Origin of the sequence: Halomonas salipaludis, assembly GCF_002286975.1 — a bacterium.
Classification (GTDB): Bacteria; Pseudomonadota; Gammaproteobacteria; order Pseudomonadales; family Halomonadaceae; genus Franzmannia; species Franzmannia salipaludis.
Genome location: NZ_NSKB01000004.1, coordinates 29,305 through 53,826, shown reverse-complemented (window position 1 = coordinate 53,826; position 24,522 = coordinate 29,305). Strand labels below are relative to the sequence as shown.

General features: G+C 61.3%; 20 protein-coding genes, 1 pseudogene and 1 riboswitch. Of the genes and pseudogenes, 17 read left to right on the top strand and 4 right to left on the bottom strand.

Annotated elements, in window-relative coordinates; translation table 11 throughout:
- Positions 1-5: 5 nt before the first annotated feature.
- Genes CK498_RS10740 through CK498_RS10730 form a run of 3 tightly spaced genes read right to left on the bottom strand, consistent with a single transcriptional unit; the run spans position 6 to position 2,745 of the window.
- Positions 6-770, bottom strand: coding sequence for an ABC transporter ATP-binding protein (locus tag CK498_RS10740; protein WP_095620873.1), 765 nt, complete (start codon positions 768-770; stop codon positions 6-8).
- Entirely contained in the window at positions 767-1,834 is a 1,068-nt protein-coding gene (locus tag CK498_RS10735) for a FecCD family ABC transporter permease (RefSeq protein ID WP_095620872.1), read from the bottom strand. The genes CK498_RS10740 and CK498_RS10735 overlap by 4 nt, the downstream gene beginning before the upstream one ends.
- Positions 1,831-2,745: an ABC transporter substrate-binding protein gene (locus CK498_RS10730; protein WP_229359042.1), complete on the bottom strand. Its 915-nt coding sequence runs from the start codon at positions 2,743-2,745 to the stop codon at positions 1,831-1,833. The genes CK498_RS10735 and CK498_RS10730 overlap by 4 nt, the downstream gene beginning before the upstream one ends.
- Positions 2,746-3,105: 360 nt before the next feature.
- Positions 3,106-3,316: riboswitch (cobalamin riboswitch) on the top strand.
- Between the two features lie 133 nt (positions 3,317-3,449).
- Here CK498_RS10730 and CK498_RS10725 point away from each other — a divergent pair.
- Genes CK498_RS10725 through cobJ form a run of 8 tightly spaced genes read left to right on the top strand, consistent with a single transcriptional unit; the run spans position 3,450 to position 14,949 of the window.
- A complete protein-coding gene (locus tag CK498_RS10725) occupies positions 3,450-5,210 on the top strand; it encodes an ATP-binding protein (protein ID WP_095620870.1) in 1,761 nt (586 codons plus the stop codon).
- On the top strand, positions 5,207-6,622 hold the full coding sequence (locus tag CK498_RS10720) for a cobyrinate a,c-diamide synthase (RefSeq protein ID WP_095620869.1): 1,416 nt from the start codon (positions 5,207-5,209) through the stop codon (positions 6,620-6,622). Before CK498_RS10725 ends, CK498_RS10720 begins: the two co-directional genes overlap by 4 nt.
- A complete protein-coding gene (gene cobW, locus CK498_RS10715; RefSeq protein ID WP_095620868.1) occupies positions 6,619-7,716 on the top strand; it encodes a cobalamin biosynthesis protein CobW in 1,098 nt (365 codons plus the stop codon). Before CK498_RS10720 ends, cobW begins: the two co-directional genes overlap by 4 nt.
- Positions 7,716-11,609 carry a cobaltochelatase subunit CobN gene (gene cobN, locus CK498_RS10710; protein WP_095620867.1) on the top strand — a complete coding sequence of 1,298 codons (3,894 nt, stop codon included), beginning with the start codon at positions 7,716-7,718 and terminating at the stop codon, positions 11,607-11,609. Before cobW ends, cobN begins: the two co-directional genes overlap by 1 nt.
- Positions 11,606-12,796 carry a cobalamin biosynthesis protein CobG gene (locus tag CK498_RS10705; RefSeq protein WP_229359041.1) on the top strand — a complete coding sequence of 397 codons (1,191 nt, stop codon included), beginning with the start codon at positions 11,606-11,608 and terminating at the stop codon, positions 12,794-12,796. The genes cobN and CK498_RS10705 overlap by 4 nt, the downstream gene beginning before the upstream one ends.
- Positions 12,780-13,409, top strand: coding sequence for a precorrin-8X methylmutase (locus tag CK498_RS10700; protein WP_095620866.1), 630 nt, complete (start codon positions 12,780-12,782; stop codon positions 13,407-13,409). The genes CK498_RS10705 and CK498_RS10700 overlap by 17 nt, the downstream gene beginning before the upstream one ends.
- Before the next feature lie 11 nt (positions 13,410-13,420).
- The gene (locus tag CK498_RS10695) at positions 13,421-14,146 is read left to right on the top strand and encodes a precorrin-2 C(20)-methyltransferase (protein ID WP_095620865.1); all 726 of its coding nucleotides are present in this window, start codon (positions 13,421-13,423) and stop codon (positions 14,144-14,146) included.
- Entirely contained in the window at positions 14,143-14,949 is an 807-nt protein-coding gene (gene cobJ, locus CK498_RS10690; protein ID WP_095620864.1) for a precorrin-3B C(17)-methyltransferase, read from the top strand. Before CK498_RS10695 ends, cobJ begins: the two co-directional genes overlap by 4 nt.
- On the opposite strand, the gene CK498_RS10685 is transcribed toward cobJ, so the two are convergent.
- Entirely contained in the window at positions 14,913-15,671 is a 759-nt protein-coding gene (locus tag CK498_RS10685) for a cobalt-precorrin-6A reductase (protein WP_095620863.1), read from the bottom strand. The two genes, cobJ and CK498_RS10685, sit on opposite strands and share 37 nt — an antisense overlap.
- Positions 15,672-15,861: 190 nt before the next feature.
- Here CK498_RS10685 and cbiE point away from each other — a divergent pair, with 190 nt between their 5' ends.
- From cbiE to CK498_RS10645, 9 genes and pseudogenes are all read left to right on the top strand, one after another.
- Complete coding sequence (cbiE, locus tag CK498_RS10680) at positions 15,862-17,079, top strand: precorrin-6y C5,15-methyltransferase (decarboxylating) subunit CbiE (RefSeq protein WP_407645842.1); 1,218 nt, start codon at positions 15,862-15,864, stop codon at positions 17,077-17,079.
- A gap of 114 nt (positions 17,080-17,193) precedes the next feature.
- Positions 17,194-17,463: a type II toxin-antitoxin system BrnA family antitoxin gene (gene brnA / locus CK498_RS10675; RefSeq protein ID WP_095621298.1), complete on the top strand. Its 270-nt coding sequence runs from the start codon at positions 17,194-17,196 to the stop codon at positions 17,461-17,463.
- Between the two features lie 166 nt (positions 17,464-17,629).
- Complete coding sequence (locus CK498_RS10670; RefSeq protein ID WP_095620861.1) at positions 17,630-18,304, top strand: HAD family hydrolase; 675 nt, start codon at positions 17,630-17,632, stop codon at positions 18,302-18,304.
- Entirely contained in the window at positions 18,292-18,750 is a 459-nt protein-coding gene (locus CK498_RS10665; RefSeq protein WP_217987751.1) for a hypothetical protein, read from the top strand. The genes CK498_RS10670 and CK498_RS10665 overlap by 13 nt, the downstream gene beginning before the upstream one ends.
- Before the next feature lie 333 nt (positions 18,751-19,083).
- The gene (locus tag CK498_RS26870) at positions 19,084-19,575 is read left to right on the top strand and encodes a GNAT family N-acetyltransferase (protein ID WP_095620860.1); all 492 of its coding nucleotides are present in this window, start codon (positions 19,084-19,086) and stop codon (positions 19,573-19,575) included.
- Positions 19,576-19,676: 101 nt separating this feature from the next.
- A pseudogene (locus tag CK498_RS26865) lies at positions 19,677-19,760 on the top strand (SEC-C metal-binding domain-containing protein); the annotation flags it as partial.
- A 54-nt stretch (positions 19,761-19,814) separates the two neighbouring features.
- Positions 19,815-21,092 (top strand): tetratricopeptide repeat protein, encoded by a 1,278-nt coding sequence (locus tag CK498_RS10655; RefSeq protein ID WP_229359040.1) that lies wholly within the window; start codon positions 19,815-19,817, stop codon positions 21,090-21,092.
- 45 nt (positions 21,093-21,137) lie between these two features.
- Positions 21,138-22,904: a hypothetical protein gene (locus CK498_RS10650; RefSeq protein ID WP_095620858.1), complete on the top strand. Its 1,767-nt coding sequence runs from the start codon at positions 21,138-21,140 to the stop codon at positions 22,902-22,904.
- 91 nt (positions 22,905-22,995) lie between these two features.
- A complete protein-coding gene (locus CK498_RS10645) occupies positions 22,996-24,456 on the top strand; it encodes a hypothetical protein (protein ID WP_095620857.1) in 1,461 nt (486 codons plus the stop codon).
- The last annotated feature ends 66 nt before the right edge of the window (positions 24,457-24,522 follow it).

The window sequence follows — 24,522 nt, the reverse complement described above, 5'->3', positions numbered from 1 at the left end:
CAGCGCTACAGGGCGTTGCGAAAGCGCATGATCCGGCGCTGGTCGTGGGGATCCTCGAGGAAATCGACGTGCACGCCGAAGGTGTGGTGCAGCCTCTCGGCCGTCAGCACCTGGCTGGGTGAGCCGACATCGACCAGGCGCCCGCCATCCATCACGCCGATGCGGTCGCACTCCATGGCCTGATTGAGGTCGTGCAGGGCAATCACCACGGTGACCGACAGCTGCCGAACCAATGACAGGATCGATAGCTGGTGACGAATATCGAGGTGGTTGGTGGGCTCGTCGAGCAGCAGGATCCTCGGCTGCTGAGCCAGGGCGCGGGCGATATGCACACGCTGGCGTTCGCCGCCGGACAGCGTATGCCAGAGCCTATCCGCCAGATGCGCCATGCCGACGTTGTCCAGGGCCTGGTCGACGATGGCATCGTCCTGCTCCGACCATGGCTGCAGCGCCGAGAGGAAGGGCGTTCGGCCCAGCGCCACCGCCTCGCGAACCACGATGCGGTCGAGGGTCTCGGCCTGCTGTTCGACGAAGGCGATGGTGCGGGCGATGTCGCGCTGGCGCATCGCGTACATCGAGGCGTCGTTTACCAGTACGCGCCCGGTCCTGGGCTTGCGCAGCCCGGCCAATACCCGCAGCAGGGTGGTCTTGCCCGAACCGTTGGGGCCGACCAGGCCAAAGGTCTCGCCGGGCGCTACCGCGAGGCTGACGTCGTCCAACAGCCGGTGGCCGTGGACGCGCCAGTCGATGCGTTCGGCGGCCAGCCTCATTTGGTCCGCGACCCGCGCACCAGGATCACGGCGAAGGCCGGGGCGCCGATCAGCGCCGTGACCACCCCGATCGGCAGCACCTGCCCCGGCACGATGATGCGCGAGAGGATGTCTGCGGCGATCAGGAACACCGCGCCGGCCAGCGCCGAGGCGGGCACCAGCCGGGTGTGGCGGCTGCCGACGATAAAGCGCATGGCGTGGGGAATCACCAGCCCCACGAAGCCAATGGCGCCGACCATGGAGACCATCATGGCGGTGACCAGGGCCATGCTGGCAATCAGGATGCCGCGCACGCGGCGCACCGAGATGCCTAGCGAGGCGGCGCTGTCGGCACCGAAGGTAAAGGCATCCAGTGCCCGCCGGTACCACAGGCAGACCAGCAGGCCGGCCACCGCGGCGGGCAGTCCCAGGCCAACATCCTCCCAGCGTACTCCGGAGAGGTTGCCCATCAGCCAGAACATGATGCCCCGCGCCTGCTCGGCGCTCGCCGACTTGGTGATGATAAAGGCGGTGAGGGCGTTGAACAGCTGCGAACCGGCAATGCCAGCGAGGATGATGGCGCCAGCGGCCTGGGTACTGCGCCCCCCGCCGGTGCCGCTGCCGGCGGCATGGGCGAGCATCACCACCAGACCGAATGCCAGCCCCGCCCCGGCAAAGGCCCCGAGGGAGAGCGACAGCGCGCCGGCGCCGAGCCCGGCGATGGTCACCGCCACGGCACCGGTGGAGGCGCCGGCCGAGATCCCCATCAGGAAGGGATCGGCCAGTGGGTTGCGCAGCAGTGCCTGCAGGACCACCCCGGCAAGCGCCAGGCCGGCTCCGCAGCAGGCGGCAAGAATCGCGCGGCTAAGGCGGTAGTTCCAGATGATGCCGGCATCGATCCGGTCCACGGCATAACCCGCGCCCCACAGCTGATTGGCCAGTACCTTGAGAATGGTGTCCAGCGCAATCGGCGTCTCGCCGATGGCGGTGCCGGCCATTATCGCCATGAATAGGACCAATGGCGTCAGCCAGGTCCAGTGCCAGCGAATGCGTATCGCCGGGCGCAGTGCCAGGGTCGAAATCATTGCTCGAAGGGCATCGTCGATAGCGCTTCGACCAGCGCTTCGAGGCCGAATATCGTGCGCATGGTGGCGCTCATTGCATGGGCATCCATCTCAACGATACGTCCGTTTCTTACCGCCGACATCTCTCGAGTCACAGGGTCGCTGTGCAGAAATTCGAGCTTGTTCTCTACATCGTCGGCCGGGAAGCGGCGACGATCCATGCTAGCGACAACGATGATATCCGGGTCGGCCCGGGCAATCGATTCCCAGCCAACGACAGGCCACTCTTCATCGGATTCCACCACATTGCGAATGCCAAGAACGTCCATCATGTAGCCCGGCGCGCCGAGCCGGCCGGCGGCATAAGGATCCGCCGACTCGTTGGGGGAGGAGAACCAGAACATCGCCGACAGGTCTTCCGGCAGCGCCAGGCGCTGGGCGGTCTCGACGGCCTCGGCCTCGCGTGCCTGCAGGTCGGCGACCAGGGCATCGCCGTCCTCGGCAACGTCGAAGATGCTGGCCAGCTCATGAATGCCCTTGTAGACATGCTCAGGGGAGAACGCCGCGATACGCGTGCCGTCACCACCGGTGCTGTTGTCCTTGGTATCGCAGTCGGCTGGCATCACATAGGTGTTGATGCCCAATTCATGAAACTGCTCTCGGCTGGCCACGCTACCGGTAGGGCCGATATGCCACTCATACTGGACGGCAACGAGCTCGGGTCTGCGGCTGACGACGGACTCGAAGCTGGGGTCGTTGTCGGCAAGACGCTCGATCTTGGCATTGACCTCGCTGAACTCTGGAAGCACCGGGTTGAACCACACTGACGTTGCAGATACTCGCTCGGAAAGCCCCAGTGCATAGAGGATTTCCGTCGCCGATTGCCCGACGGTAACCGTGTTTTCCGGTGCGGATTGGAAGCTGATCTCCATGCCGCAATTCGTCAGTGTCAGGGGATAATCAGTGCCATCCGCGATGACCAATGGTGCAGGAAAAAGAGCGAGGATTGCCAGTAGTCGTCGGGCGTAATTCATCACGTCATGTCCAAGTGGCGGGGAGGTGGTGGTCTATCTGCCCCCGGTGGGCGGCGATCATAGCACTGCATTTTGCATGTCGGAGCCGCGATTGCCAGCTGCTGGGTTCAGAATTTAATACAATGTTATAACATATCTTTTTGTCAAAGCAACGCCGCTTGGACTGATCCGTCGACAGGCCTACGAGGAGACGCTGTAAACCCTTCCCTGGGCACCAGGCGGGTAAATTGCGCCTATTGCGACAATTGCTTTAGGATGAGCCCAATCGAGACGGGTGCCCCTGCTGCCAGGGGATAATCGGGAAGTATGGTACGGCGCTTGCGCCTATCCCATCGCTGCCCCCGCAACGGTAATGAGTGAGTCGCCTGCAACAACCACTGGCACTGGCCGGGAAGGTGCAGGCAACGGCGTGATCTCCTTGATTGCGTCCTCCTCGAGCCCGGAGACCGGCCCGTTATTTCGTTTCATCCAGTGACGGTGCGGTGGGCACCGGGGATAGCGTGTGTTTGTGATTTTCCAGTTTTCCACCGACGTTTCCGGCGTCGGTGCCTGCGGCGTGCCATGGCCCCCACGTACCCTGACCGGTTCGAGGCGAGGCCGTGATGACCACCGTGAGTGAGTTTCCCTTCGTCGCCGTGGTCGGCCAGCAGGCGCTCAAGACCGCGCTGCTGCTCAACGCCATCGATCCCGGGGTCGGGGGCGTGCTGATCAGCGGCCCTCGTGGCACTGCGAAGTCCACCCTGGCCCGGGCGCTGGCGGCGATCCTGCCCGCTGACGCCGAGGATCGGCGACCGCCGTTCGTCACCCTGCCGCTGGGCGCCAGCGAAGAGCGCCTGACCGGCAGCCTGGACCTGCAGCGGGTGCTCTCCGAGCGCGAGGCGAGCTTTCAGCCGGGCCTGCTGGCCAAGGCCCACGGCGGCGTGCTCTACGTCGACGAGGTCAACCTGCTGCCGGATCCCCTGGTGGACTTGCTGCTCGACGTGGCCGCCAGCGGCACCAATGTCGTCGAGCGCGACGGCATCAGCCACTCCCACCCCGCCCGTTTTAGCCTGATCGGTACCATGAATCCCGACGAAGGGGAGCTGCGTCCCCAGTTGCTCGATCGCTTCGGCCTGTGTCTCGAGCAGGGCGCGGCGATCAGCGTACGCGAGCGGGTGGCCATCCTGCAGCAGCGCGAGGCCTTCGACCGTGACCCCGAGGGCTATGTGTCGAGCCAGGCCGAGGCCCAGGCCGCGCTGACCCGGCGGCTGGGGCAGGCGCAGCGGGCGCTGGCCGAGATCACCAGCGAGCCCTGGGTCTACGAGCATATCGCGCTGCGCTGCGAGGCCGCCGCCGTCGAGGGCCTGCGGGCCGACGTGACCTGGCATCGGGCCGCCCGGGCCCATGCCGCCTGGCGCGGCGCGACCACGGTGGGCCGGGAGGACCTGGATAGCGTCGAGCCATGGGTCCTGGCGCATCGCCGGCGCTCGGAACAGACCCCCGACCAGCCTCCAGGCCAAGGCCCGGACCAGACCCCGCCGCCTCCCGATAGCGGCAACGCCGCTGCCGACAGCCAGGCGCCGGGTGCTAGCGAGAGCGCTCCAGCCTCGCAAGCGCAGGGGCAGTGGGGCGCCATGCCGCCGGTCAATCAGGAAAGCGTCACTGTGCCGGCGGCGGAGCTGCCGGAAATCTCTCCGGAAACACCCGCGAAACCGACGACCCCGGCGCCTTCGGCATCCGTGCGCCGCGGACAACAGCCCGGCCAGCGCCGAGCGCATCGCCAAGCATCCCGACCGGACTGGTTCGCCACCCTGGTCGCCAACCGCGGCCGCTGGCCCTGGCGGGAGCTGCGCTATCGCCAGGCCCGCCGTGGCCAGCCGGTGTTGCACCTGGTGCTGCTGGATACCTCCGCCTCGACCCTGGGCCGGCAGCTGCTGGGCCGGGCCAAGGGCCTGGTCGAGCGGCTGGCGCAGCAGGCCTATGACGCCCGGGAGCAGATGGCGGTGCTGGGCTTCGGCAATGGCGGCGTCACGCCTGTGCTGCTACGCCGCCGCGCCCCCAAGGCGCTGCGTGAGCGGCTCGATGCCGCCGACGGCGGCGGCGGAACGCCGCTGCGCGATGCCGTGCTGCGCGCGGCGCGCCTGATTCGTCAGTGGCGGCGACAGGATCCTGGCCTGCATGTGCGGACCTACCTCATCACCGACGGGCGTACCCGCCAATCCCTGGATGGCCTGCCGCCGCTGGGTGACTGCATCGTCGTGGATACCGAGCAGGCCGCGGTCAAGCGGGGCAGGGGGACGCAGATCGCACGGCAGCTGGGTGCGCTGTACCGGCCCCTGTCCAGTCTGGAGCGCAGCCTTCAGCCCAGTGTGGAGGTCTCATGACCGTGAATGATTCAAGCCAAGGTGCGGGGGCGGGCGGTGTTCGGAAGCGTGCTGCCTGCCCTGCGGTGTTTATCGCCGCACCCGCCTCGGGCCAGGGCAAGACCACGGTAACCGCCGCACTGGCGCGGATGCTGCGCAACCGGGGCAAGGTGGTGCGGGTCTTCAAGACCGGCCCGGACTACCTGGATCCCCTGGTGCTGGCCCAGGCCTCAGGCCAGCCGGTGGACCAGCTCGACCTGTGGATGGCCGGCGAGGCCTACTGCCGGCAGCGCCTGTTCGAGGCCGCGCTCGAGGCGGACCTGATCCTCGTCGAAGGCGCCATGGGCCTGTTCGACGGCGAGCCATCGAGCGCCGATCTCGCCGCCCTGTTCGAGCTGCCGCTGGTCATCGTCATGGACGTCAAGGGCATGGCCCAGACGGCGGCGGCGCTGGTGGCCGGCCTGGCGGGCTTCCGCGACGATATCCGCATCGCTGGGCTGATCGCCAACGCCTGTGGCTCGCAACGCCATCGCGAGCTGATCGAAGCGGCGCTGCCTGACGCCATTCCCCTGCTGGCCGCGGTGCCGCGGGACCCCGCCCTGGCCCTGCCCGAGCGCCACCTGGGGCTGGTGCAGGCCGATGAGATCCACGATGAGCTGGAGGCCCGCTTCGAAGCCGGCGCCGCGGCGCTCGAGGCCGAGGGGCTGGCGGAGGCGCTGCTGCGACTGCCGCCGGTCATGTTTTCGGCGCCAGACGTGGAGGCGACGCAGGCCTTGTCGTTCCTTACTCATTCCCTCGCCGGCCAGACCATCGGCGTGGCCCGGGATGCGGCGTTCAGCTTTATCTACCAGGCCAATCTGGACCTGCTCGAGGGGATGGGCGCGACCCTGCGCTTCTTCTCACCGCTCAGCGATGCCCAACTACCGACCTGCGACGCCCTCTGGTTCCCCGGCGGCTACCCGGAGCTCCACGCCGCGCGGTTGGCCGAGAACGACGCCATGCGCGAGGACATTCGCCGCTTCTTTGCCGCGGACAAGCCGATCCTCGCCGAGTGCGGCGGTCTGCTCTACTGCCTCGAGACCCTGACCGACCATGCCGACAGCACCCACGCCATGCTGGGGTTGCTGCCCGGCCACGGCGCCATGCGCGGGCGGCGCGGCTGCCAGGGCATGCAGACCGCCGAGCTACCGGAGGGGCCGGTGCGCGGCCATGCCCATCACCGCTCGCTAGCAGAGGGCACCCCGGCGCCCATCGCCTTTGGCCGGCGCCAGCGCCACCCCGCGCCGGGCGAGGCGATCTATCGCCAGCGACGGCTGACGGCGACCTATCTGCACCTGTTCTTCCCCGACAACCCCGCCGCCGTGGCCCGCCTATTCATGCCGGGCCAGGCCAGCGAGACTCACTCCCTCACCACACAGGAAACTCACGGATGAACCTGAACAAGATCCCCGCCACGGTGGTGACCGGCTTCCTGGGCAGTGGCAAGACCACGCTGCTGGCCAGCCTGCTGCGCCAGGTCACCGGCAAGCGCATCGCCGTTATCGTCAACGAGTTCGGCGAGCAGGACATCGACTCCAGCCTGCTGCGCGGCTGTGCATTGAGCTGTGAAGAAGACGCCACCGCCGTGGAAACCGAGAGCGGTATCTTCGAACTGGCCAACGGCTGCATCTGCTGCACCGTGGAGGAGGAGTTCCTGCCGGTGATGAAGAAGCTGATGGCGCGCCGCGACGACATCGACCATATCCTCATCGAGACCAGCGGCCTGGCCCTGCCCAAGCCGCTGGTGCAGGCCTTCAACTGGCCGGAGGTGCGCCAGCACTGCACCGTGGATGCCATCATCACCCTGATCGACGGCCCGGCGGTGGCCGCCGGCCGCTACGCCAGCGACGTCGGCAAGGTGGAGGCCCAGCGCCTGGCCGACGACTCCCTGGACCACGACCCCAGCCTGCGCGAACTGCTCGACGACCAGCTGAGTGCCGCCGACCTGGTGCTGGTCAGCAAGACCGACCTGCTCGAGCCAGGCGACCGCAAGCGGGTGGAGGAACTGGTGGCCCAGCGGGTGCCGGCATCCGTCAAGACGCTGTTCATCGACCAGAGCCTGGCTTCGGACAGCGCCCAGTTGGAAGCCCTGATGGGCATCGGCGCGGCGAGCGAGGAGGGCATCGACCGCATCGACAACCACCACGATCGTCATCACGCCGAGGGGGCGCACCACGACCACGCCCACGATCATTTCGACTCCTGCGTGATCCGCCTGGGTGAGGTCGACGGCGACCTCCTGGCGGACAGCCTCCAGCAGTTGGTGAAAACCCAGGAGATCTATCGCGCCAAGGGCTTCGCGGCGATTCCCGGCAAGCCCATGCGGCGGGTGATCCAGGCCGTGGGGGAGCGCCAGGAGGGCTACTTCGACCGCCTGTGGCGGGCCGACGAGGAGCGCCTGACCCAGCTGGTGATCATCGGTCGGGCGCTGGACAAGCAGGCCCTGCACGCGGCCCTGGCGAGCGCCGAGATCGAAGCGACCGCCTGATGCATCTCTTCGCCGCCAAACCCGGGGGCTTCGTCGAGGATGAGGGCATCGTCGACCTGCAGCAGAGCCCCGCCGAGATCGTCATCCTGTCCGCTGCCGACAGCAGCCTGTCGGCGCTGGCCCAGGCGGTCGAGCGGCTGGACGCGAGCGAAGGCGGTTACCCGACGCTGCGCCTCGCCAACTGGATGAACCTGGTCAAGCCCGCCGCCTACGACCTCTACGAGGACCGGGTGCTGGACCAGGCGCGCCTGGTGATCGTCTCGTTGCTGGGCGGCAGCGGCTACTGGCGCTATGGGCACGAGCGACTGCTGGCCTGGGCCGCCGCCGGATGCGGGCGGCAACTGATCCTGGTGCCGGGCTGCGACGCCCCGGACGATGCCCTGCTGGAGGACTCCAGCGTGGCTTTCGCCTCGGCTCACCGGGTGTGGCGCTACCTGCGCGAAGGCGGCGTGGACAACGCCGAGCAGCTGCTGCGGTTTGTCGGCAGCGAGTGCTTTGGCCATGGGTTGGACTGGCAGGAGCCCAGGGCGATTCCCGCGGCGCTGCTCTATACTCCTCTCGCCACCCAACGCTCATCCGGGCAAGAAGCCTCTCCAAAAACCACAGGACAAACGTCACGAGCGACTGGCGCAGTAGTTTGTGAGCGTCCGGTCTGCCTGCTGCTCTTCTACCGCAGCCACCTGCAGGGCGCTAACACCGCCATGCTGGATGGCCTGATCGAGGCGCTGCGGGAGCAGGGGCTCGAGCCGTTGGCGGTGGCTGTGGCGTCGCTCAAGGAGGAGGCCTGTGTGGCCTTCGTCAATCACCTCATCGAGCAGACCGGGGCCATGCTGGTGGTCAATACCACCAGTTTTTCCGTCAATCGCAGTGACGACGACAAGGAGGCCTTGGGAGGGAATCCGTTCGAGGGGCGCTTCGCCGGGCAGTTCGTCGGCCGGCCGGTGGTGCTGCAGGCCATATTGGCGAGCAGCACCGAGGAGGACTGGCAGGCCAAGGCGGCAGGCCTGCACAGTCGCGACGTGGCCATGCAGGTGGTGCTGCCGGAGATGGACGGCCGCGTCATCACCCGGGCGGTGGGCTTCAAGAGCGAGGCGCACTACAGCGAGCGCTGCCAGCTGTCGGTGATCCGTCATGTGCTGCACCCCGAGCGTGCCGCCTTCGTGGCCACGCTGGCGCGGCGCTTCTGCGACCTGCGACACAGGCCGAACCGGACCAAGCGCCTGGCACTGGTGCTGGCCAACTACCCCAACCGCGACGGGCGCATCGGCAACGGCGTCGGCCTGGATACCCCGGCCTCGACGGTCGCCATCCTGCGGGCCCTGGCCGCGGCGGGCTATCCGGTGAGTGAGGTGCCGGAGGACGGCGACGCCCTGATCCGGCGGCTGCAGGGCGGCGTCACCAATGCTCGCGAGGCCCTGGATGGGCGCCCCTGCTGGCAGAGCCTCGCCGTCGACGACTACCTGGCCTGGTTCCGGACCCTGCCGGAGGCCCTCCAAGAAGCGGTGTGGACGCGCTGGGGGCCGCCCGGCGAGGACCCCAAGTACCGCCAGGGCCGGCTGATGATCGCCGGGATCCGCCTGGGGGAGACCTTCGTCGGCATCCAGCCGGAGCGCGACATCAGTGAAGGGCCCGGTGCTGACCTCACCAAGAGCTACCACGATAGCGAGCTGGCGCCGCCCCATAGCTACCTGGCCTTCTATCTCTGGCTGCGCGAGCACTACCGGGTGGATGCGGTGATCCATGTGGGCAAGCACGGCAACCTGGAGTGGCTGCCGGGCAAGAGCACGGCGCTTTCCGCCGAGTGCTGGCCGGATATCGCCCTGGGGCCACTGCCGCACTTCTATCCGTTTATCGTCAACGACCCGGGCGAAGGCGCCCAGGCCAAGCGCCGCAGCCAGGCGGTGATCATCGACCACCTGATGCCGCCGCTGGCGCGTGCCGAACTCTACGGCGCCATGGCGGAACTGGAAGCCCTGACCGACGAATATTATCAAGCGCTGGGCATGGATCCGCGGCGCGAGACGCTGCTGCGCGAGCGGATCATCGAGCATCTGCGCCGCACCGGTATCGACCAGGAGCTGGCCCAGAGCGGGAATAATAGCGCCGAGGGTAGCGATGACGAGCGCCTGCTCAACGAGCTGGACACCTACCTGTGCGATATCAAGGAGGCCCAGATCCGCCATGGCCTGCACGTGCTGGGCAGCGTGCCGCCGCGGGAGAAACTGGCCGGCACCCTGGCGGCCATCCTGCGCTTGCCGCGGGGCGAGACGCCGGCCCAGCGCGGCCTGCTGCACAACCTGGCAAACGACCTGGGGTTGGCCGCAGACTTCGATCCGCTGATGGCCGGGGCCGAGCCCTGGCACGGCCCGCGGCCGCTGGCCCTGGCCGAGCTGGACAGCTCCGCCTGGCGCACCGCTGCCGATACCCGCGAGCGCCTGGAGCTGCTCGCGCACCAGCTGATCGATGCCTACGTGCTGGAGCCGGGTTGTCTGGAGAGTCTGGCCCGGGACTACCCGGCCACCGCCGAGCAGTGCCGTTACGCCCGCGAGCACCTCTGGGCCGCCATGCAACGCGGCCTCGAGATGGAGATCCAGTCGCTGCTGGATGGCCTCGACGGCCTGTTCGTTCCACCCGGACCCAGCGGCGCCCCCAGCCGCGGGCGGCTGGACGTACTGCCCACCGGGCGCAACTTCTACAGCGTCGATAACCGGGCGATACCCTCACCCGCGGCCTGGTCGCTGGGCGAGAAGTCGGCCCAGGCCTTCGTCGAGCGCTACCTGCAGGATCACGGCGACTACCCACGTCAGTTGGGGCTATCGATCTGGGGCACCGCCACCATGCGCACCGGCGGCGACGATATCGCCCAGGCCTTCGCCCTGATGGGGGTGCGGCCTATCTGGTCGCTGGGCTCCCAGCGGGTGATCGATGTCGAGGTGATTCCCGCCATGCTGCTGCAGCGCCCCCGGGTGGACGTCACTCTGCGGGTCTCCGGCTTCTTTCGCGACGCCTTTGCCAACGTCATCCGCCTGTTCGACCGTGCGGTGCGGGCGGTGGCCGAATACGCCGAGCCCGGCGACGCCAACACCATTCGCACGGCGGTGCTGGCGCGTCGCCGGGAGCTCGAAGGCCAAGGGCTCGCCCCGGATGCCGCCGCCCAGGAGGCCGCGTATCGTATCTTCGGCAGCAAGCCCGGCGAGTATGGCGCCGGCCTGAACCGCATGATCGACAGTCGCGCCTGGAACGGTGCCGATGACCTGGCCGAGGCCTATCTCGATGCCGGGGCCTACGCCTACGGCCAGTTCCCGACGTCGGGGACCGTTGCGCGGCGGGCCTTCGAGGAGCGGATCAAGGGCCTGGACGCGGTAATGCACAACCAGGACAACCGCGAGCACGACATCCTCGATTCCAACGGCTACTACGAATTCCAGGGCGGCATGGCCAACGCCAGCCGCGCCCTCGGCGGACAGGCGCCGACCATCTACCATGCCGATCACGCCAACCCGGCGCAGCCGCGCATGCGCACCCTCAAGGAGGAACTGGCGCGGGTGATCCGCTCGCGGGTGCTCAATCCCAAGTGGATCGAGGCCATGCGCGAGCACGGCTACAAGGGCGCCTCCGAGATGGCCGCCACCGTCGACTACCTGTTCGCCTATGACGCCACCACCGATCTGGTCGCCGACTACCAGTACGCCCAGGTCAGCGAGGCGCTGGTGCTGGATCCGCGCAACCAGCAGTTCCTGCGCGAGCACAACCCGGCGGCGCTGGAGGAGATGGCCGAGCGGCTGCTGGAGGCCGTTCAGCGGGGCCTGTGGCAAGAGCCCGGCGAGCAAGGCCCGGCCCTGCAGGACCTGTTGCTCGAGATCGACGAGACCCGGGAGCTCGCGGCGCCATGATACGCAAGTTGCATGAGCCGATGGATGAGCCGCGCATCAAGGGCTGGTGCCCCGGGGCCTGGCGGCCCATGGCCACCGGCGACGGCCTGCTGGTACGCGTGCGCCCTCGCCTGGGGCGACTCACTCGCCAGCAGATGCTTGCGCTGTGCGAGGCCGCCGAGACCTTCGGCAGCGGCCTGGTCGAGCTCACCAGCCGCGCCAACCTGCAGCTGCGCGGCGTATCCGAGGCTAGTTGGCCCGGCCTGATGGATTACCTCGTCGAGCATGGGCTGGTCGACCCGGACCCTGACAGCGAGCGCAGGCCCCAGCTGTTGCTGGCACCGGACTGGCAGGCGGACGACGCTACCTTTGAGGCGGCCCGGCTGCTGGAGGCCCGCCTCGACGAATTACCGGCACTGCCGGCCAAGTGGGGCCTGGCCATCGATGCCGGTGTGGCGCCGCTACTGGGAGAGGTGTCTGCGGACCTGCGCATCGAGCGCTCTGCGCCGGGCAGCCTAATCGTCCGTGCCGATGGGCGAGAGCTGGGTACCCCGGTGGATTCGCCCGCCGCCGCCGTCGAGCTGCTGGTGCGGCTGGCAAACTGGTTCGTCGACAGCGGCGGGTACGACGCCGGGCGAATGCGTCGCCACACAGCGCCGTTGCCGGCCTGGGCGCCGGCAGTCATGGCTCCCGCCGAGGCTGGTCCCCGGCTGCCCTTGGGCGCCTATCTCGAAGGAGAGGGCGCATGGGGCAGGGTGGTTGGCCTGCCGTTCGGGCGGGCGCCGGCCGCGGCGCTGCGTGCCGCTGTCGATTCAGCCGCGGTCAGCGCCGTGCGGGTCACGCCCTGGCGGCGCCTGCTGGTGGAGGGCGAAGCGCCGACGGCGGTGCCGGGCCTGCTGGACGACGACCGCGACCCGCGCTTGTGCGTGGATGTATGCCCGGGCGCTCCCCACTGTGAGCAGGCGAGTGTCGAGACCCTGGCGCTGGCCGAGCGGCTGAGTGGCCGGATCGAAGGCAGCGTGCATGTCTCCGGCTGTGCCAAGGGCTGTGCCCGCCAGACGCTGGCCGATCTCTGCCTGAGCGGGCGGGACGGGCGCTTCGACCTGATTGTCAGTGGCCGTGCCGATGGCACGCCGGACGCTACCGGCCTTAGTGAAACCGATGTTATCGAATACATAGAGAAGAATAGCGATGCCCCACGTCTATGAAACGGATGGCCCGGCTATCTACCGGGAGTCCTTTTCCATCATCCGGCGCGAGGCCGAGTTGGCGCGCTTCGCGCCGGAAGAAGAGCCGGTGGCCGTGCGCATGATCCATGCCGCGGGCTTGGTGGAGCTCGCCGCACATATTCACTTTCGTGACGACGCGGTGAACCGGGCCCGGGCGGCGCTGGAGCGGGGCGCGCCGATCCTGTGCGATGCGCGCATGGTCTCCGAGGGCATTACCCGCAAGCGCCTGCCGAGTGACAACCCGGTGATCTGCACCCTGCACGACGAGCGGGTGCACGACCTGGCCCGGGAGCTGGGCAATACCCGCTCGGCGGCGGCGGTGGAGCTGTGGCGGCCTCACCTGGAAGGCGCGGTAGTGGCGATCGGCAATGCGCCGACCGCCCTGTTCCACCTGCTGAACATGCTGGAAGACCCGGACTGCCCGCGCCCGGCGGCCATCATCGGCTGCCCGGTGGGCTTTGTGGGCGCCGCCGAATCCAAGCAGGCCCTGTGGGAGAGCGCCGCGGCGCCCTGCGTCGTCGTCCAGGGGCGACTCGGTGGCAGTGCGGTGACGGTGGCCGCCATCAATGCCATGGCGGATCGCAGCGAATGAGCCTCGCCACCATGAAGCCAGGAACCATCCACGGGGTCGGCCTTGGGCCCGGCTGCCAGGACCTGATGAGCGTGCGCGCCGACCGGCTTATCCGCGGCGCCTCCTACGTCGCTTATTTCCGCAAGAAGGGTCGCACCGGCCACGCCCGCAGCATCGTCGAAGGCATGCTCGCAACTGAGGCCATCGAGCTGCCGATGGAGTACCCAGTCACCACCGAGATTGCCTTCGACGATCCCCGCTACAACGAGCTGCTGGCGGCCTTCTACGAACGCCACGTCGCCCAGCTGACCGAGATCGCCGACGCCGGCCAGGATGTGGTGGTGCTGTGCGAGGGCGATCCGTTCTTCTACGGCTCCTTCATGCATCTCTATACACGGCTGCAGGGGCGGGTGCCGGTCGCGGTAGTACCCGGCATTACCGGCATGTCTGCCGCCTGGACCGCCACCGGGCAGCCGGTGACCTGGGGCGACGACATTCTTACCGTGCTGATGGGCACCCTGCCGGAGGCGGTACTGAGCGAACGCATCGCCCAGACCGATGCCCTGGTGGTGATGAAGATCGGCCGCAACCTGGACAAGGTCAAGCGAGCCCTGGCCCAGACTGGTCGGGAAGACGAAGCCTGGCTGATTGAATACGCTGCCATGTCCCAGCAGCGGATCCTGCCACTGCGCGACGTGGGCGACAGCGTGCCGTACTTCTCCATTCTGCTGATTCATGGCAATGGGAGGCGGCCATGAGCGACGAAGCGGTTGGTGGCTGGTTGAAAGTGGTCGGTCTCGGCCCAGGCGATGATGCGCTGATCACCCCCGAGGTCTCTGCCGCGCTGGCGGAGGCCACCGATGTGGTGGGCTATGTGCCCTATGTGGAGCGGGTGGCGCCGCGGCCGGGACTGACGCGCCACGGCTCGGACAACCGCGAGGAGATCCGCCGCGCGGAGCAGGCGCTGCAGCTGGCCGCCACTGGCCATCGGGTGGTGGTGGTCTCATCCGGCGATCCCGGGGTGTTCGCCATGGCTGCGGCCCTCTTCGAAGCGCTGGAGGCGGGCGAGCCGGCGTGGCGTTCGCTGGATATCCAGGTCTTGCCGGGCATCTCCGCCATGCTGGCTGCCAGTGCACGCCTGGGAGCCCCGCTGGGCCACGATTTCTGCTGTATCAACCTCTCCGACAACCTCAAGCCCTGGGCGCTGATCGAGAAGCGCCTGCGGCTGGCCGCCGAGGCCGATTTTGCCATGGCCTTCTACAACCCCCGCTCCCGGGCTCGGCCGGAGGGGTTCGAACACACCTTGGAAGTACTTCGAGAGGCCTGCGGGCCGCAGCGCCTGATCGTGTTCGCCCGGGCCGTCGCCACGCCTGAGGAAACCCTGCGGGTCACGACCCTCGGCGAGGCACAACCGGAGATGGCCGATATGCGCACCTTGGTAATAGTCGGTTCCAGCCAGACACGTCTTATTCAGCGCCATGCCGAAAGTGCCGAGAGCGCCGAGCGTCAGAGCACGCCTTGGGTCTATACACCGCGCTCGGTGTCAGGGGCGGATGCATGACAAAGCCAGGAGAGAACCGTCTCGACGGAGTGGACTTCCTGACGCGAGGGCAGCGCCGGCCGCTCGATCATCACCACCGGCAGCCCCAGTTGGCGGGCCGCGGTGAGTTTGGCCACTGCACCGTCGCCACCGGAGTTCTTGCACACCAGGCGCTGGATGCCGTTCTCCCGAAGCAGGGCCAGGTCGCCGTCCAGGGTAAAGGGGCCGCGGTCGAGGATCACCTGGTGACGGGGCAGCGGCGGCGGAGCCTCCGGCGTATCGACCAGGCGCAGCAGATAGTGGTGCTGGGGCTGGGCGGCGAAGGCGGCGAGGTGCTGGCGCCCGATGGCCAGCAGGATACGCTCGGGCGGCCCGGAAAGCGCCGCCACCGCGGCCTCGAGGTTGGCCACCCGCTGCCAGCGGTCGCCGGCCTGGGGCACCCAGGGAGGCCGGGTCAGAGCGAGGCAAGGGATGCCGCTCTGTTTCGCCGCAGCGATGGCGTTGCGGCTCATTTGCTCGGCGAAGGGATGGGTGGCGTCGACCAGGTGAGTGATGCGGTTGTCTGCCAGGAAGGCGGCCAGGCCCTCCACGCCACCGAAGCCGCCGACTCGGGTCGGCAGCGGCTGCGCCTTGGGTATCGCCACCCGGCCGGCATAGCTGAACAGAGCGGGAGTCCTACGCTCGGCCAGGGCAGTGGCCAGGGCACTGGCTTCGGTGGTGCCACCCAGGATCAGGACATTCATTGGGATTTCTTGAACTCCGTTCCCATTCAATCAGTTGGCAAGATGAGCGCCGGGGACAAGCCGCAGCGAGGGTTCTACGCCATGGATGGCGTAGGTAGCGCCCAGGGATGGGTTTACAGCGCCCTCGCGATGGTCCGACACTTCGGGGCTTGTCGCCGGAACAGCTCATCTCCTTTAGCGGGGCTCAATGATGGCTGAGGAACACGCTCCCTGGCTGACGCTGCTCGGCTGGGGCGAGAGTGGCACAGCGGGCCTGACGGCGGCAAGCCGGCAGGCGCTGGACACCGCCGAGGTGGTGTTCGGCGCCCAACGCCATCTGCGCCTGCTGCCGCCCCTGGCCGCCGAGGTGCGCGAATGGCCGGTGCCCTTCGCCGACGGCATCCCCCCACTGCTGGCCGAGCGCGGCCGCCGGGTGGTGATGCTGGTCTCCGGCGATCCCTTCTGGTTCGGCGCGGGGTTTAGCCTGGCGCGCCAGCTGTACGACCATGAGTGGCGGGCGATACCCGCGCCTTCGACGTTCAGCCTGGCGGCCTCCCGCCTGGGCTGGCCGCTGCAGGATTGCACCTGCCTGGGCCTGCATGCCAAACCTCTGACTCGCGTCCGGCCCTACCTGCAACGCGGTAGGCGCTTGCTGGTGCTGGTGAAGAATGGGGACGCGGTGATCGAGATGGCCGGCTGGCTCGAGCGTTTCGGTTTTGGTGCCTCCCGGCTGCATCTGCTGGAAGCGCTGGGCGGCGACCGCGAACGCGTCCGTCGCGTGCAAGCTGGCGATGCCATGCCAGGCGATATCGCCCACCCGGTCGCGGTGGGATTGGAGGTGGCCGGAGATGGGCCGGCCCTGCCGCTGACGCCCGGCCTGCCGGACGAACTATTCGACCACGATGGCCAGATCACCAAGCAGGCCGTGCGCGCCATGACCCTGGCGGCCCTGGCCCCGAGGGCGGGTGAGCGGCTGTGGGATATCGGCACGGGGTCGGGCTCGGTGGCCATCGAGTGGCTGCTGGCCCACCCGGAGAACCAAGCCGTGGCCGTCGAGCGTGACGCTGAGCGTGCGACGCGGGCGCGCCGCAATGCCGATAACCTCGGCGTCGACTGGCTAGAAGTAATAGAGGGCAGCGCCCTCGACGTACTGAATGATCAGGCGCTGAGCGAACAGCTCCCCGATGCAGTCTTTATCGGCGGCGGGCTATCGCACCCCTTGCTGGAGGCGCTGTGGCAGCGGCTACCGGCCGGCGCTCGCCTGGTGGCCAATGCGGTGACCCTGGAGTCCGAGGCCCTGCTGGCCCACTGGCAGCAGCAGGCCGGCGGCGAGCTACTGCGCCTCGAACTGTCCACCGCCGCGCCCATTGGCACGCGGCGGGGCTGGAAGGCCAGCTACCCCATTGTGCAGTGGCGGGTGACGCGGTGAACCGTGCAGACACGAACCCACCATTGAGTGCAGGCCTTTTCCATGCCAAGCCGCCTGGTTGGGTGAGTAAAAAAGGCATACTTTATACTCATGGTGGCGATGAGGCAGAGCTATATGAAAGCTAAAGATTTCGACGATAAATTTGATCAAAGTGACGAAGACATCACCGATGATCTGGACTTGTCGTCCGCGCGTCGCATTAACCAGGACCAGAAGCGCATCAATGTCGACTTTCCGGCCTGGGTAGTGGAGTCGCTGGATCGTGAGGCAGCCCGTATCGGTGTCACTCGGCAATCTATCATCAAGGTCTGGCTGGTCGAGCGTCTCCAGGCAGAAGCTGCTAATAAACCGCGCGACGGTGATGCCGCAGGCGGAGTACGTTAGCGAGGGTTTATTTACCACATTTTGCCAACCGTGCTGCAGTGAGCTGAGTCGGTAATAGGCACGATGGCACCGTCAACATGCACTGAAGGCACCTCGAGCGTGTAGCTGGCTTATGATGGTGTTGCGCAGACACTTTTGGTTAAAAGCCTAGCAAGGAGATGGTGTGATGGCGTCGCTAAGGGGCATATTGTTCGATCACGACGGCACCCTCGTGGATTCCGAAATGACCCACTTCGAGATGTGGGAAACCATCCTCGGGGAGTATGGCGTTCAGCTGACCCAGGCTTGCTACCAGCTTCACTATGCCGGCATTCCTACCTCGGCCAACGCCTCGGACATGGTGGCCCGCTTTGCGATGCCGGTGTCAGCCGGCCAGCTCGTCGCAGCCAAGGAGGCGTTGAACCGAGACTTTCTTGCGCAGCGGGCGTTTCCGTTAAGGGCTGGGGCCTATGACGCTGTCACTGGGAGTCGCGCTGCGGGATTGCAAACCGCCATCGTGACCGGGGCAGGCCGAGCCGGGGTGGATATGACGCTGAAATCGTATGCCCTGAGTGACCATATCGACGACGTGGTAAGTGGCGACGATGTCTTGCTTAGCAAGCCCGCGCCGGACTGCTACCAACTTGCGCTGCAACGCCTGGGGTTGCCGGCGGAGCAGTGCGTTGCGGTGGAGGATACAGAGCACGGCGTGGCTGCCGCTACTGCTGCCGGTATTACCTGTCTCGCCGTACCCACGGCGATGTCGACGCATCATGACTTCTCTCGTGCTGTAGGCATATTCGAGACCCTAGATGCCGCTATCGAGTGGGTAATGAGCGAGTACCGCCTATGCCGGCCCTGACGAATGCCATCTTCATTATCGTGATGGCGTGGCTGGTGGCAGGCTGCGCCAGTAGCGAGCCACGGCCGGTATCGAATGGGGCCGAACCGCCTACCGAGCAGACCGCGGCAGTTGCCTACTACATCGCAAGACTGCCGGATCGCGATTATGTCGAGACCTACGGCGATGCCGACAACCCCCGGCCCTGGTACACCGCTGCCGAAGCGCTCGGCGAAATAGGCAAGCCGGCCATCCCGGCGCTGGTCGCGCGGCTTGATAGTGACGACGACTACGAGCTGATGCTGGCACTCTACGCCATGATGCTGGCCTCCCAGGACCCCACCTTGCAGGCCGAGACAGGCGGCGTCTTCCTGCGCCTCGGCACGGTGCTGAGTGAAGACACCAACCCCGCCAACCGCCGGCTGGCAATGGCGTGGTGGCAGCGCTATCGGCATCTCTGGCAGTAATCGTCGCAACTTCCATCCCGCTAGACCATACGAAAGGGTAGGTGCGTTTACAGCAGGTTTATTACCCATGCGGGCGATGTCGCGAATGAGCGACTACAGTGTAAGGCAGTGCAAATATACAAGCCGCCGCAGCGAGGGTAGGGAATATGCCAAGCACTGCCGTTAATCAGCAGCTCAGCCGTTGGCATCCTGCTCGCGCTGCCGCTCAATACCCTTCCAGCTGTGTCTCCACCCAAGCACGTGTAGGAGCGACTTTAGTCGCGATGGGGCGCGGCCAGCAACCATCTCAGCAAAAGCAGCCAGGCACGTTCATCGGTATTAGGCCGTATTACGATGACCTATAAGATCGAGACTCAAACACCAAGCTCTTGCACATCTGAGCAGCTTCACCAGTTCGAGAGGCTAGTCCTGTGTGGGGGGGAAGTAACTCCAGCAGGCCTTACCGGCCGAATTAACCGTTCGTTTCGGTTGGCTTGGGCGCTAGATGGGTCAGAACCCGTTGCTGTTGCGGCGCTAAAAAGACCGAACGAGGGCTATCACAGGTCAGTCTTTCTCAAATCGCGATCATTCGAGGACGCGAATAGCTGGGAGGCGGAGCTAGGTTGGATTTTCGTTGCTGAGGGGCATCGCCGTAAGGGATTGGCTCGCAAGCTTGTAGCCGCATTGTTTCAAGACGAGCCAAACCGCAACGTGTTTGCTACAAGTAGAGAGCGTAACGATCCAATAATGCCGCTCTTGGAAGAGTTTGGTTTCGTTAGAGAGGGTAATCCGTATGCGTCCGAGAGCGGCGAATACAATCTGGTGCTCCATCTCAAGCAGGCCTAACAAGTCGCTCGAGTACGCTCCGGCCCTGGCCGGGCCTACGCCGGATGGGCTTTCCGCTCCAAGCCCGCCGCTCAGCTTTACGTTAGATTCAACGGAGAGCTATGCCAGTGAGGCATGTTAGATATAAACCTGCATTAAATTCTCAATGCCTGTGTGGATCAGGGTTGAAATTCAAACGTTGTTGTTTCGGCGAAAACGATGTTGCGTGTGGGAAAATGATCGACTCCGCTAGAGATTTGATGATTAAGAAAGATTATCGATCTGCACTCAAATACGTAAGGCACGGAATCACCAATTACACAATTCTACATAAGACAAATACTGCCCCTTATATTGCCAGTAAGAATGAAGGTGTAATGTGGCTTTTAGATATTGATATTAACTCTCTCTCCGAATTGACGGAATCCTTGCTCGATTGTTATCGAGGTTTAAATGACTATCAATCGTTTGAATACGACTTAGAAAGATTAAGGGGTAATGTTTCTGATGTGCGCTGGCAAAGAAAAATTACGTATTTTCAAGTAATAGCTTCGCTAGGTGATAATTGGTCTGAAAAAGTAGGGAAAAGGGAAGTAAAAAAATTAATGCCTTTAGATGAAGAGAATGATGCTGACATTATCCAGTTATATCTTCATTTTTGCTCTGACGACCTTCCGTTTAAAAGAAATCTTGATATCCTAGACAGGCTTATTTCTCTAATCGAAAAGCCTTCAGAAAAACTACAATATACTGTAGTCAAGGCTATAAAATATCTTTGCATAGGAGATGAGCCAGAATCTGAGAAATTAATTGAGCAAGCTATAAATGATTATGAATTGACCGATTGGAGTAATGATAACTCATATGGGCGCATGCAGCATGCGCGGGCAATAAGTTTACTTGCGGATTTACAGTATTCTGCCAAGTTAAAGGTGAAGTCAATTCAAGAGTTTGAATCCCTTCTAGAAAGTCATTCATGGACAGATTCAGGCATAGCTGATATCCATTTTGAAATTGGAAAGTCTCTATTTCACATTAAGAAGTTTGAAGAGGCTATTGAGCAATACAGAAAGTCGTTATCAATCCAGAACTCAGAAATAGTAAAGGTCTTCCTGTCTCAAGCGCAGATTGAGCTAAATTATGAGGATGCAATCTACACAATCAGGGAAGTAGAGGATAATCTTTCTGGATTATCTGAATCAGAGAAGTTGGATTATATATTTACCTATGCTGCTATTGGTATAGCATTTAAACAAAAAGACATGATCGAGAAATTTTTGGGTTACTTGAATGAAACCACTGTGTTAGCTCCAGTTTTCGAAAAACAAAAATCAAAGCTGGTTTCAGAAATATCATTACTATATAAAACCGGTGAGCTAGAAGTAAAAAGCAATTTATTGAGCACGTTAAAAAAACTGTTCGGATTTACAGCTAGGTACTTAATTTTACAGCCAAATATTGCTGGGCTGGGTGTAAATATTAACAAGATAGTAGACGATTTGTCGGAATCTAACAAGAAAAAGCAGTCGGACGCGTAAACGCGTCGCTGTTTTGAACGTTAGCACTACAAGGAGGTACTGAGCATGCCTGAAAGACTAGAACTCACAAAAAATGCACAATTCTATATACCAAAAAACGCCATTGATGATTCAATCATAAATGATATTCTCGTTGCTGCAGTCGACAATATGGATACGGGCGCTCAGTTTGTTGTTGACCTTTTCAGAGCTGATAAGAGAGTTGATGAATCAGACTTAGAATATAAATGCTCAGTTAGAGTATTCCCGTCTGTTAGACCTGTATATTTTATTGACGAAGAGCTCGAAGATAGGGTGTACGCTTTTATTATATTGATCGAATATCGGAATTATTTGGCAATTCTTAAGAAAAGTTGTGCAAATATATCCGAGTTATTAAAAGAACATTTCGCACTTGTTGATAGTAGAGATTTGACAAGCACATTTGGCGATAACGATGTTGAGTTTCAAAAAATTGCCTTAAGAAATATGACAATTTCAGATAGGGCAATGAGAGCAAGGTCTTATGAAGCTGCAGATTTAAAGGGACTTCTTTCGACTCACGCTGCAGGAAGGTCAATTCCATTTTATTTAAAGTTACGTCAAGGCCCTATCACAAAAACAGTTTCTGGAACTGGGCGATTAGTTGAGTCTTCTCAAAGAAAATCCCTCGATGAGATAGCTGGTTGGGTGAAGGAGCAAGTTGAGCTTATTGAAAACCCTTCGAACGATAATAACTTCCTAGATTCTTTTGCTAAGAAAGTAGAATTAAGCGATGTTCTAAACGCATGTGAACCTAATGCAATTCTAGTGGAAAGTACTCCGTTACAGGAAAGGATTGAACGGGACGGACTGACTTTAAAATATAAGACAGCTAGAGGTGTAAATGTAGTTGTTTCTTCTCGGATTAAGAGCAAGCTTTTTGCAGGCCTTGAAAGAGTATATGAGCTTGACTCAGAGTGTAAGGTTATTGGAAGAGAAAATTGTACGCGCCTTAGAAAGAATGAAAAAAGCTTAACATTGACATCAAAGGCTTTGACAAAGTTTCGAGTAATCGAAAACGGAAAGGAAGTAACCTTACAAAAATTTATCGTAAAAAATGGTTACTATAGCGTCACATTCACTGATCCTAAATACATGTACTTTATGGGCGCATGCTTCCAAGACTCATCAGGAATTTCTGAGATAAATAGTATCTTAGAGATAATGCATCCTAAAGTTGAAATGCCTGCAGTAACTTCTGAAAAAGGTAGTTTTAATAATACAAGTACGACGTTTGAGGTTGACTCAATGTTTGGTGTGGTTGAGAGCTTACATCAAAACGACGATTATATATTTTGTGATGATTTGGGTATTGAATGGGCTGATCACATTACATTAAATCGTGCCGAATCCAATATAAGCTTCATCCATTCTAAGCATGGCAGTACTAGCACTTCAGCAAGCAACCTTCATGATGTAGTTGGTCAAGGAATAAAAAATCTGGGAAATATGTATTTTACTAAAGAGCAGATGCTCGAAAGAATCAATGGTAAGTTCTCGGATACATACACAAATAGTGGCTGCAATACTAGTGTTGATAGAATTAGGAAAGGCGACCCAGCGCAAGCCGAAGGCTATCTAGAGGGATTGTTAAAAGATTACAAACTTCACAGGAAATGTATTCTAAGCTGTTCTTTTATATCAAAATCTTCTGTGACAACTGAATTTTCTAAGATACAGCGTGGTGAATCAGTGCCGGGACACATTATTCAATTGCTCTGGATTATTTCATCATTTGCTCATGCTGTTAGAGATATGAATGCGATACCAATAATATACTGTGCAGATTGATAATGCTAACAAGTCACTGCACGCGGAGATTTAACTCGCTTCGCTCCTAAAATTCCGGTGAGCAGGGCGTTAGATTTGCAAGGAGATTTGAATGAACGTCTATTTTTCGGACTATTTTTCTGTTTCAAAGGACGACCTCGAAGAGTGTGGTGCGTTTAATGTCTCCTTGATTAATGACCTGCCTGTATTTATAGATCCGTTTTTGCTCTTTAATAGCGATAAGTCGGAATATCAGCATTTGCATGATGAAATCATAAAATATATTGGATTTCTCCGTGATATGTCAGAGGCTGGGACGATCTCTAAAGGATTGGTCCGGCACTGGTTCCTATTTCCTGAAGTAAAACAGAATTGGTTAGGTTTCAGCAAAGTGGGAAATGGTGGGTCTGGCCTAGGGCCGGACTTTGCAAACGCGCTAAATGAAAACCTTAGCAACATATTCAATGATTTTGGTTCAGAGAAGATAACGAAAAGCAGTCACTTAGAGAAACTATGCCTTATTAAGGAGGGTGTTGGAAAAGATAGCATAAGTGACTTCACTACCAATCTTATAAAGTCGTACTTGTGCGAGTACACGCAAGATTTTGCTCAAAAATATATCGACTCGTCTCGAACTAAGTCAGTTATGGTCCCGCACGCGGAGTTTAATTATAAAACTCGCCGTTGGACGTCAAAAAAATATACGCTACCTTACATAGATGGTGATTATGTATTGTTGACACCAAAAGACATCCTTACCAAGGATGAAGCATGGATTAACAAGCATGACATAATTGGTGACTTTGATGACATTGTCGCGGCTATCCCCAACGTAGAGTTGAGAGACCAAGTAAACGAATATTTTCTTCGCCGCGTTCCAGAAGAAGCGAAGCAGCGTGAAATCAATGAGGCAATAGCTAAGACATTAAGGAATTTCCCTGAGTTAATTGACCGCTACATCCGGCTCAAGGAAGACACAGGTGATCAAGCTGTCGCATTGAGTGAACAAAAGGTCCAAGAAATAGAGACGGTTTTCATACGTCAAGTGGCTATCTTAATTGAGAACTTAAAGGATGAAAGCAGTTTTTACGAGACTTTTGACGACACACATGATGAAGCGTACAGTCGCGTTCTGTTTTTAAAGCAAGTCATTGAAAATAATGATGGCTACCGAATTTTTTATTCTAATGGCCAACCAATCAAGCGTGAGTCGGACCTTCAACTTATGTTTCGATTGACCTGGTACGCTTCACAAGACGATGTTAATGCTGAAGTCAATAATGGTCGTGGTCCGGTCGACTATAAGATATCCAGAGGGTCGAAAGATAGCACCATTGTAGAGTTCAAGCTGGCTAGCAATTCCAAGCTGAAGCAGAATCTGGCAAAGCAGGTTGAAGTTTATAAAGCAGCAAATCAAACGAAGAAATCCATTAAAGTGATTTTGTATTTTAGCGACAGCGAGTTATTTCGGGTTCAGAAAATAATGGAAGAGTTAGAGCTCAAAGAAGGTAAAGAATTGGTTCTGATAGATGCGCAAGCGACCAACAAGCCGTCTGGGTCAAATGCAAGGTGAAATCTAACCATTGCGTCAATGGGACCGGTTTTTCGCTGGCGCTCCAAGCCGTCCCATTACGCAGGC

Bases quoted from the DNA above. Each gene is read 5' to 3' on its own strand.
- CK498_RS10670 (WP_095620861.1), top strand. From the start codon at position 17,630: ATGGCGTCGCTAAGGGGCATATTGTTCGATCACGACGGCACCCTCGTG.
- cobJ (WP_095620864.1), top strand. From the start codon at position 14,143: ATGAGCGACGAAGCGGTTGGTGGCTGGTTGAAAGTGGTCGGTCTCGGC.
- CK498_RS10730 (WP_229359042.1), bottom strand. From the start codon at position 2,745: ATGGAGATCAGCTTCCAATCCGCACCGGAAAACACGGTTACCGTCGGG.
- cobW (WP_095620868.1), top strand. From the start codon at position 6,619: ATGAACCTGAACAAGATCCCCGCCACGGTGGTGACCGGCTTCCTGGGC.
- CK498_RS10720 (WP_095620869.1), top strand. From the start codon at position 5,207: ATGACCGTGAATGATTCAAGCCAAGGTGCGGGGGCGGGCGGTGTTCGG.
- CK498_RS10655 (WP_229359040.1), top strand. From the start codon at position 19,815: ATGATTAAGAAAGATTATCGATCTGCACTCAAATACGTAAGGCACGGA.
- CK498_RS10735 (WP_095620872.1), bottom strand. From the start codon at position 1,834: ATGATTTCGACCCTGGCACTGCGCCCGGCGATACGCATTCGCTGGCAC.
- CK498_RS10665 (WP_217987751.1), top strand. From the start codon at position 18,292: ATGCCGGCCCTGACGAATGCCATCTTCATTATCGTGATGGCGTGGCTG.
- brnA (WP_095621298.1), top strand. From the start codon at position 17,194: ATGAAAGCTAAAGATTTCGACGATAAATTTGATCAAAGTGACGAAGAC.
- CK498_RS10650 (WP_095620858.1), top strand. From the start codon at position 21,138: ATGCCTGAAAGACTAGAACTCACAAAAAATGCACAATTCTATATACCA.
- cbiE (WP_407645842.1), top strand. From the start codon at position 15,862: ATGGCTGAGGAACACGCTCCCTGGCTGACGCTGCTCGGCTGGGGCGAG.
- CK498_RS10695 (WP_095620865.1), top strand. From the start codon at position 13,421: ATGAAGCCAGGAACCATCCACGGGGTCGGCCTTGGGCCCGGCTGCCAG.
- CK498_RS10740 (WP_095620873.1), bottom strand. From the start codon at position 770: ATGAGGCTGGCCGCCGAACGCATCGACTGGCGCGTCCACGGCCACCGG.
- CK498_RS10700 (WP_095620866.1), top strand. From the start codon at position 12,780: ATGCCCCACGTCTATGAAACGGATGGCCCGGCTATCTACCGGGAGTCC.
- CK498_RS10685 (WP_095620863.1), bottom strand. From the start codon at position 15,671: ATGAATGTCCTGATCCTGGGTGGCACCACCGAAGCCAGTGCCCTGGCC.
- CK498_RS26870 (WP_095620860.1), top strand. From the start codon at position 19,084: ATGACCTATAAGATCGAGACTCAAACACCAAGCTCTTGCACATCTGAG.
- CK498_RS10705 (WP_229359041.1), top strand. From the start codon at position 11,606: ATGATACGCAAGTTGCATGAGCCGATGGATGAGCCGCGCATCAAGGGC.
- cobN (WP_095620867.1), top strand. From the start codon at position 7,716: ATGCATCTCTTCGCCGCCAAACCCGGGGGCTTCGTCGAGGATGAGGGC.
- CK498_RS10725 (WP_095620870.1), top strand. From the start codon at position 3,450: ATGACCACCGTGAGTGAGTTTCCCTTCGTCGCCGTGGTCGGCCAGCAG.
- CK498_RS10645 (WP_095620857.1), top strand. From the start codon at position 22,996: ATGAACGTCTATTTTTCGGACTATTTTTCTGTTTCAAAGGACGACCTC.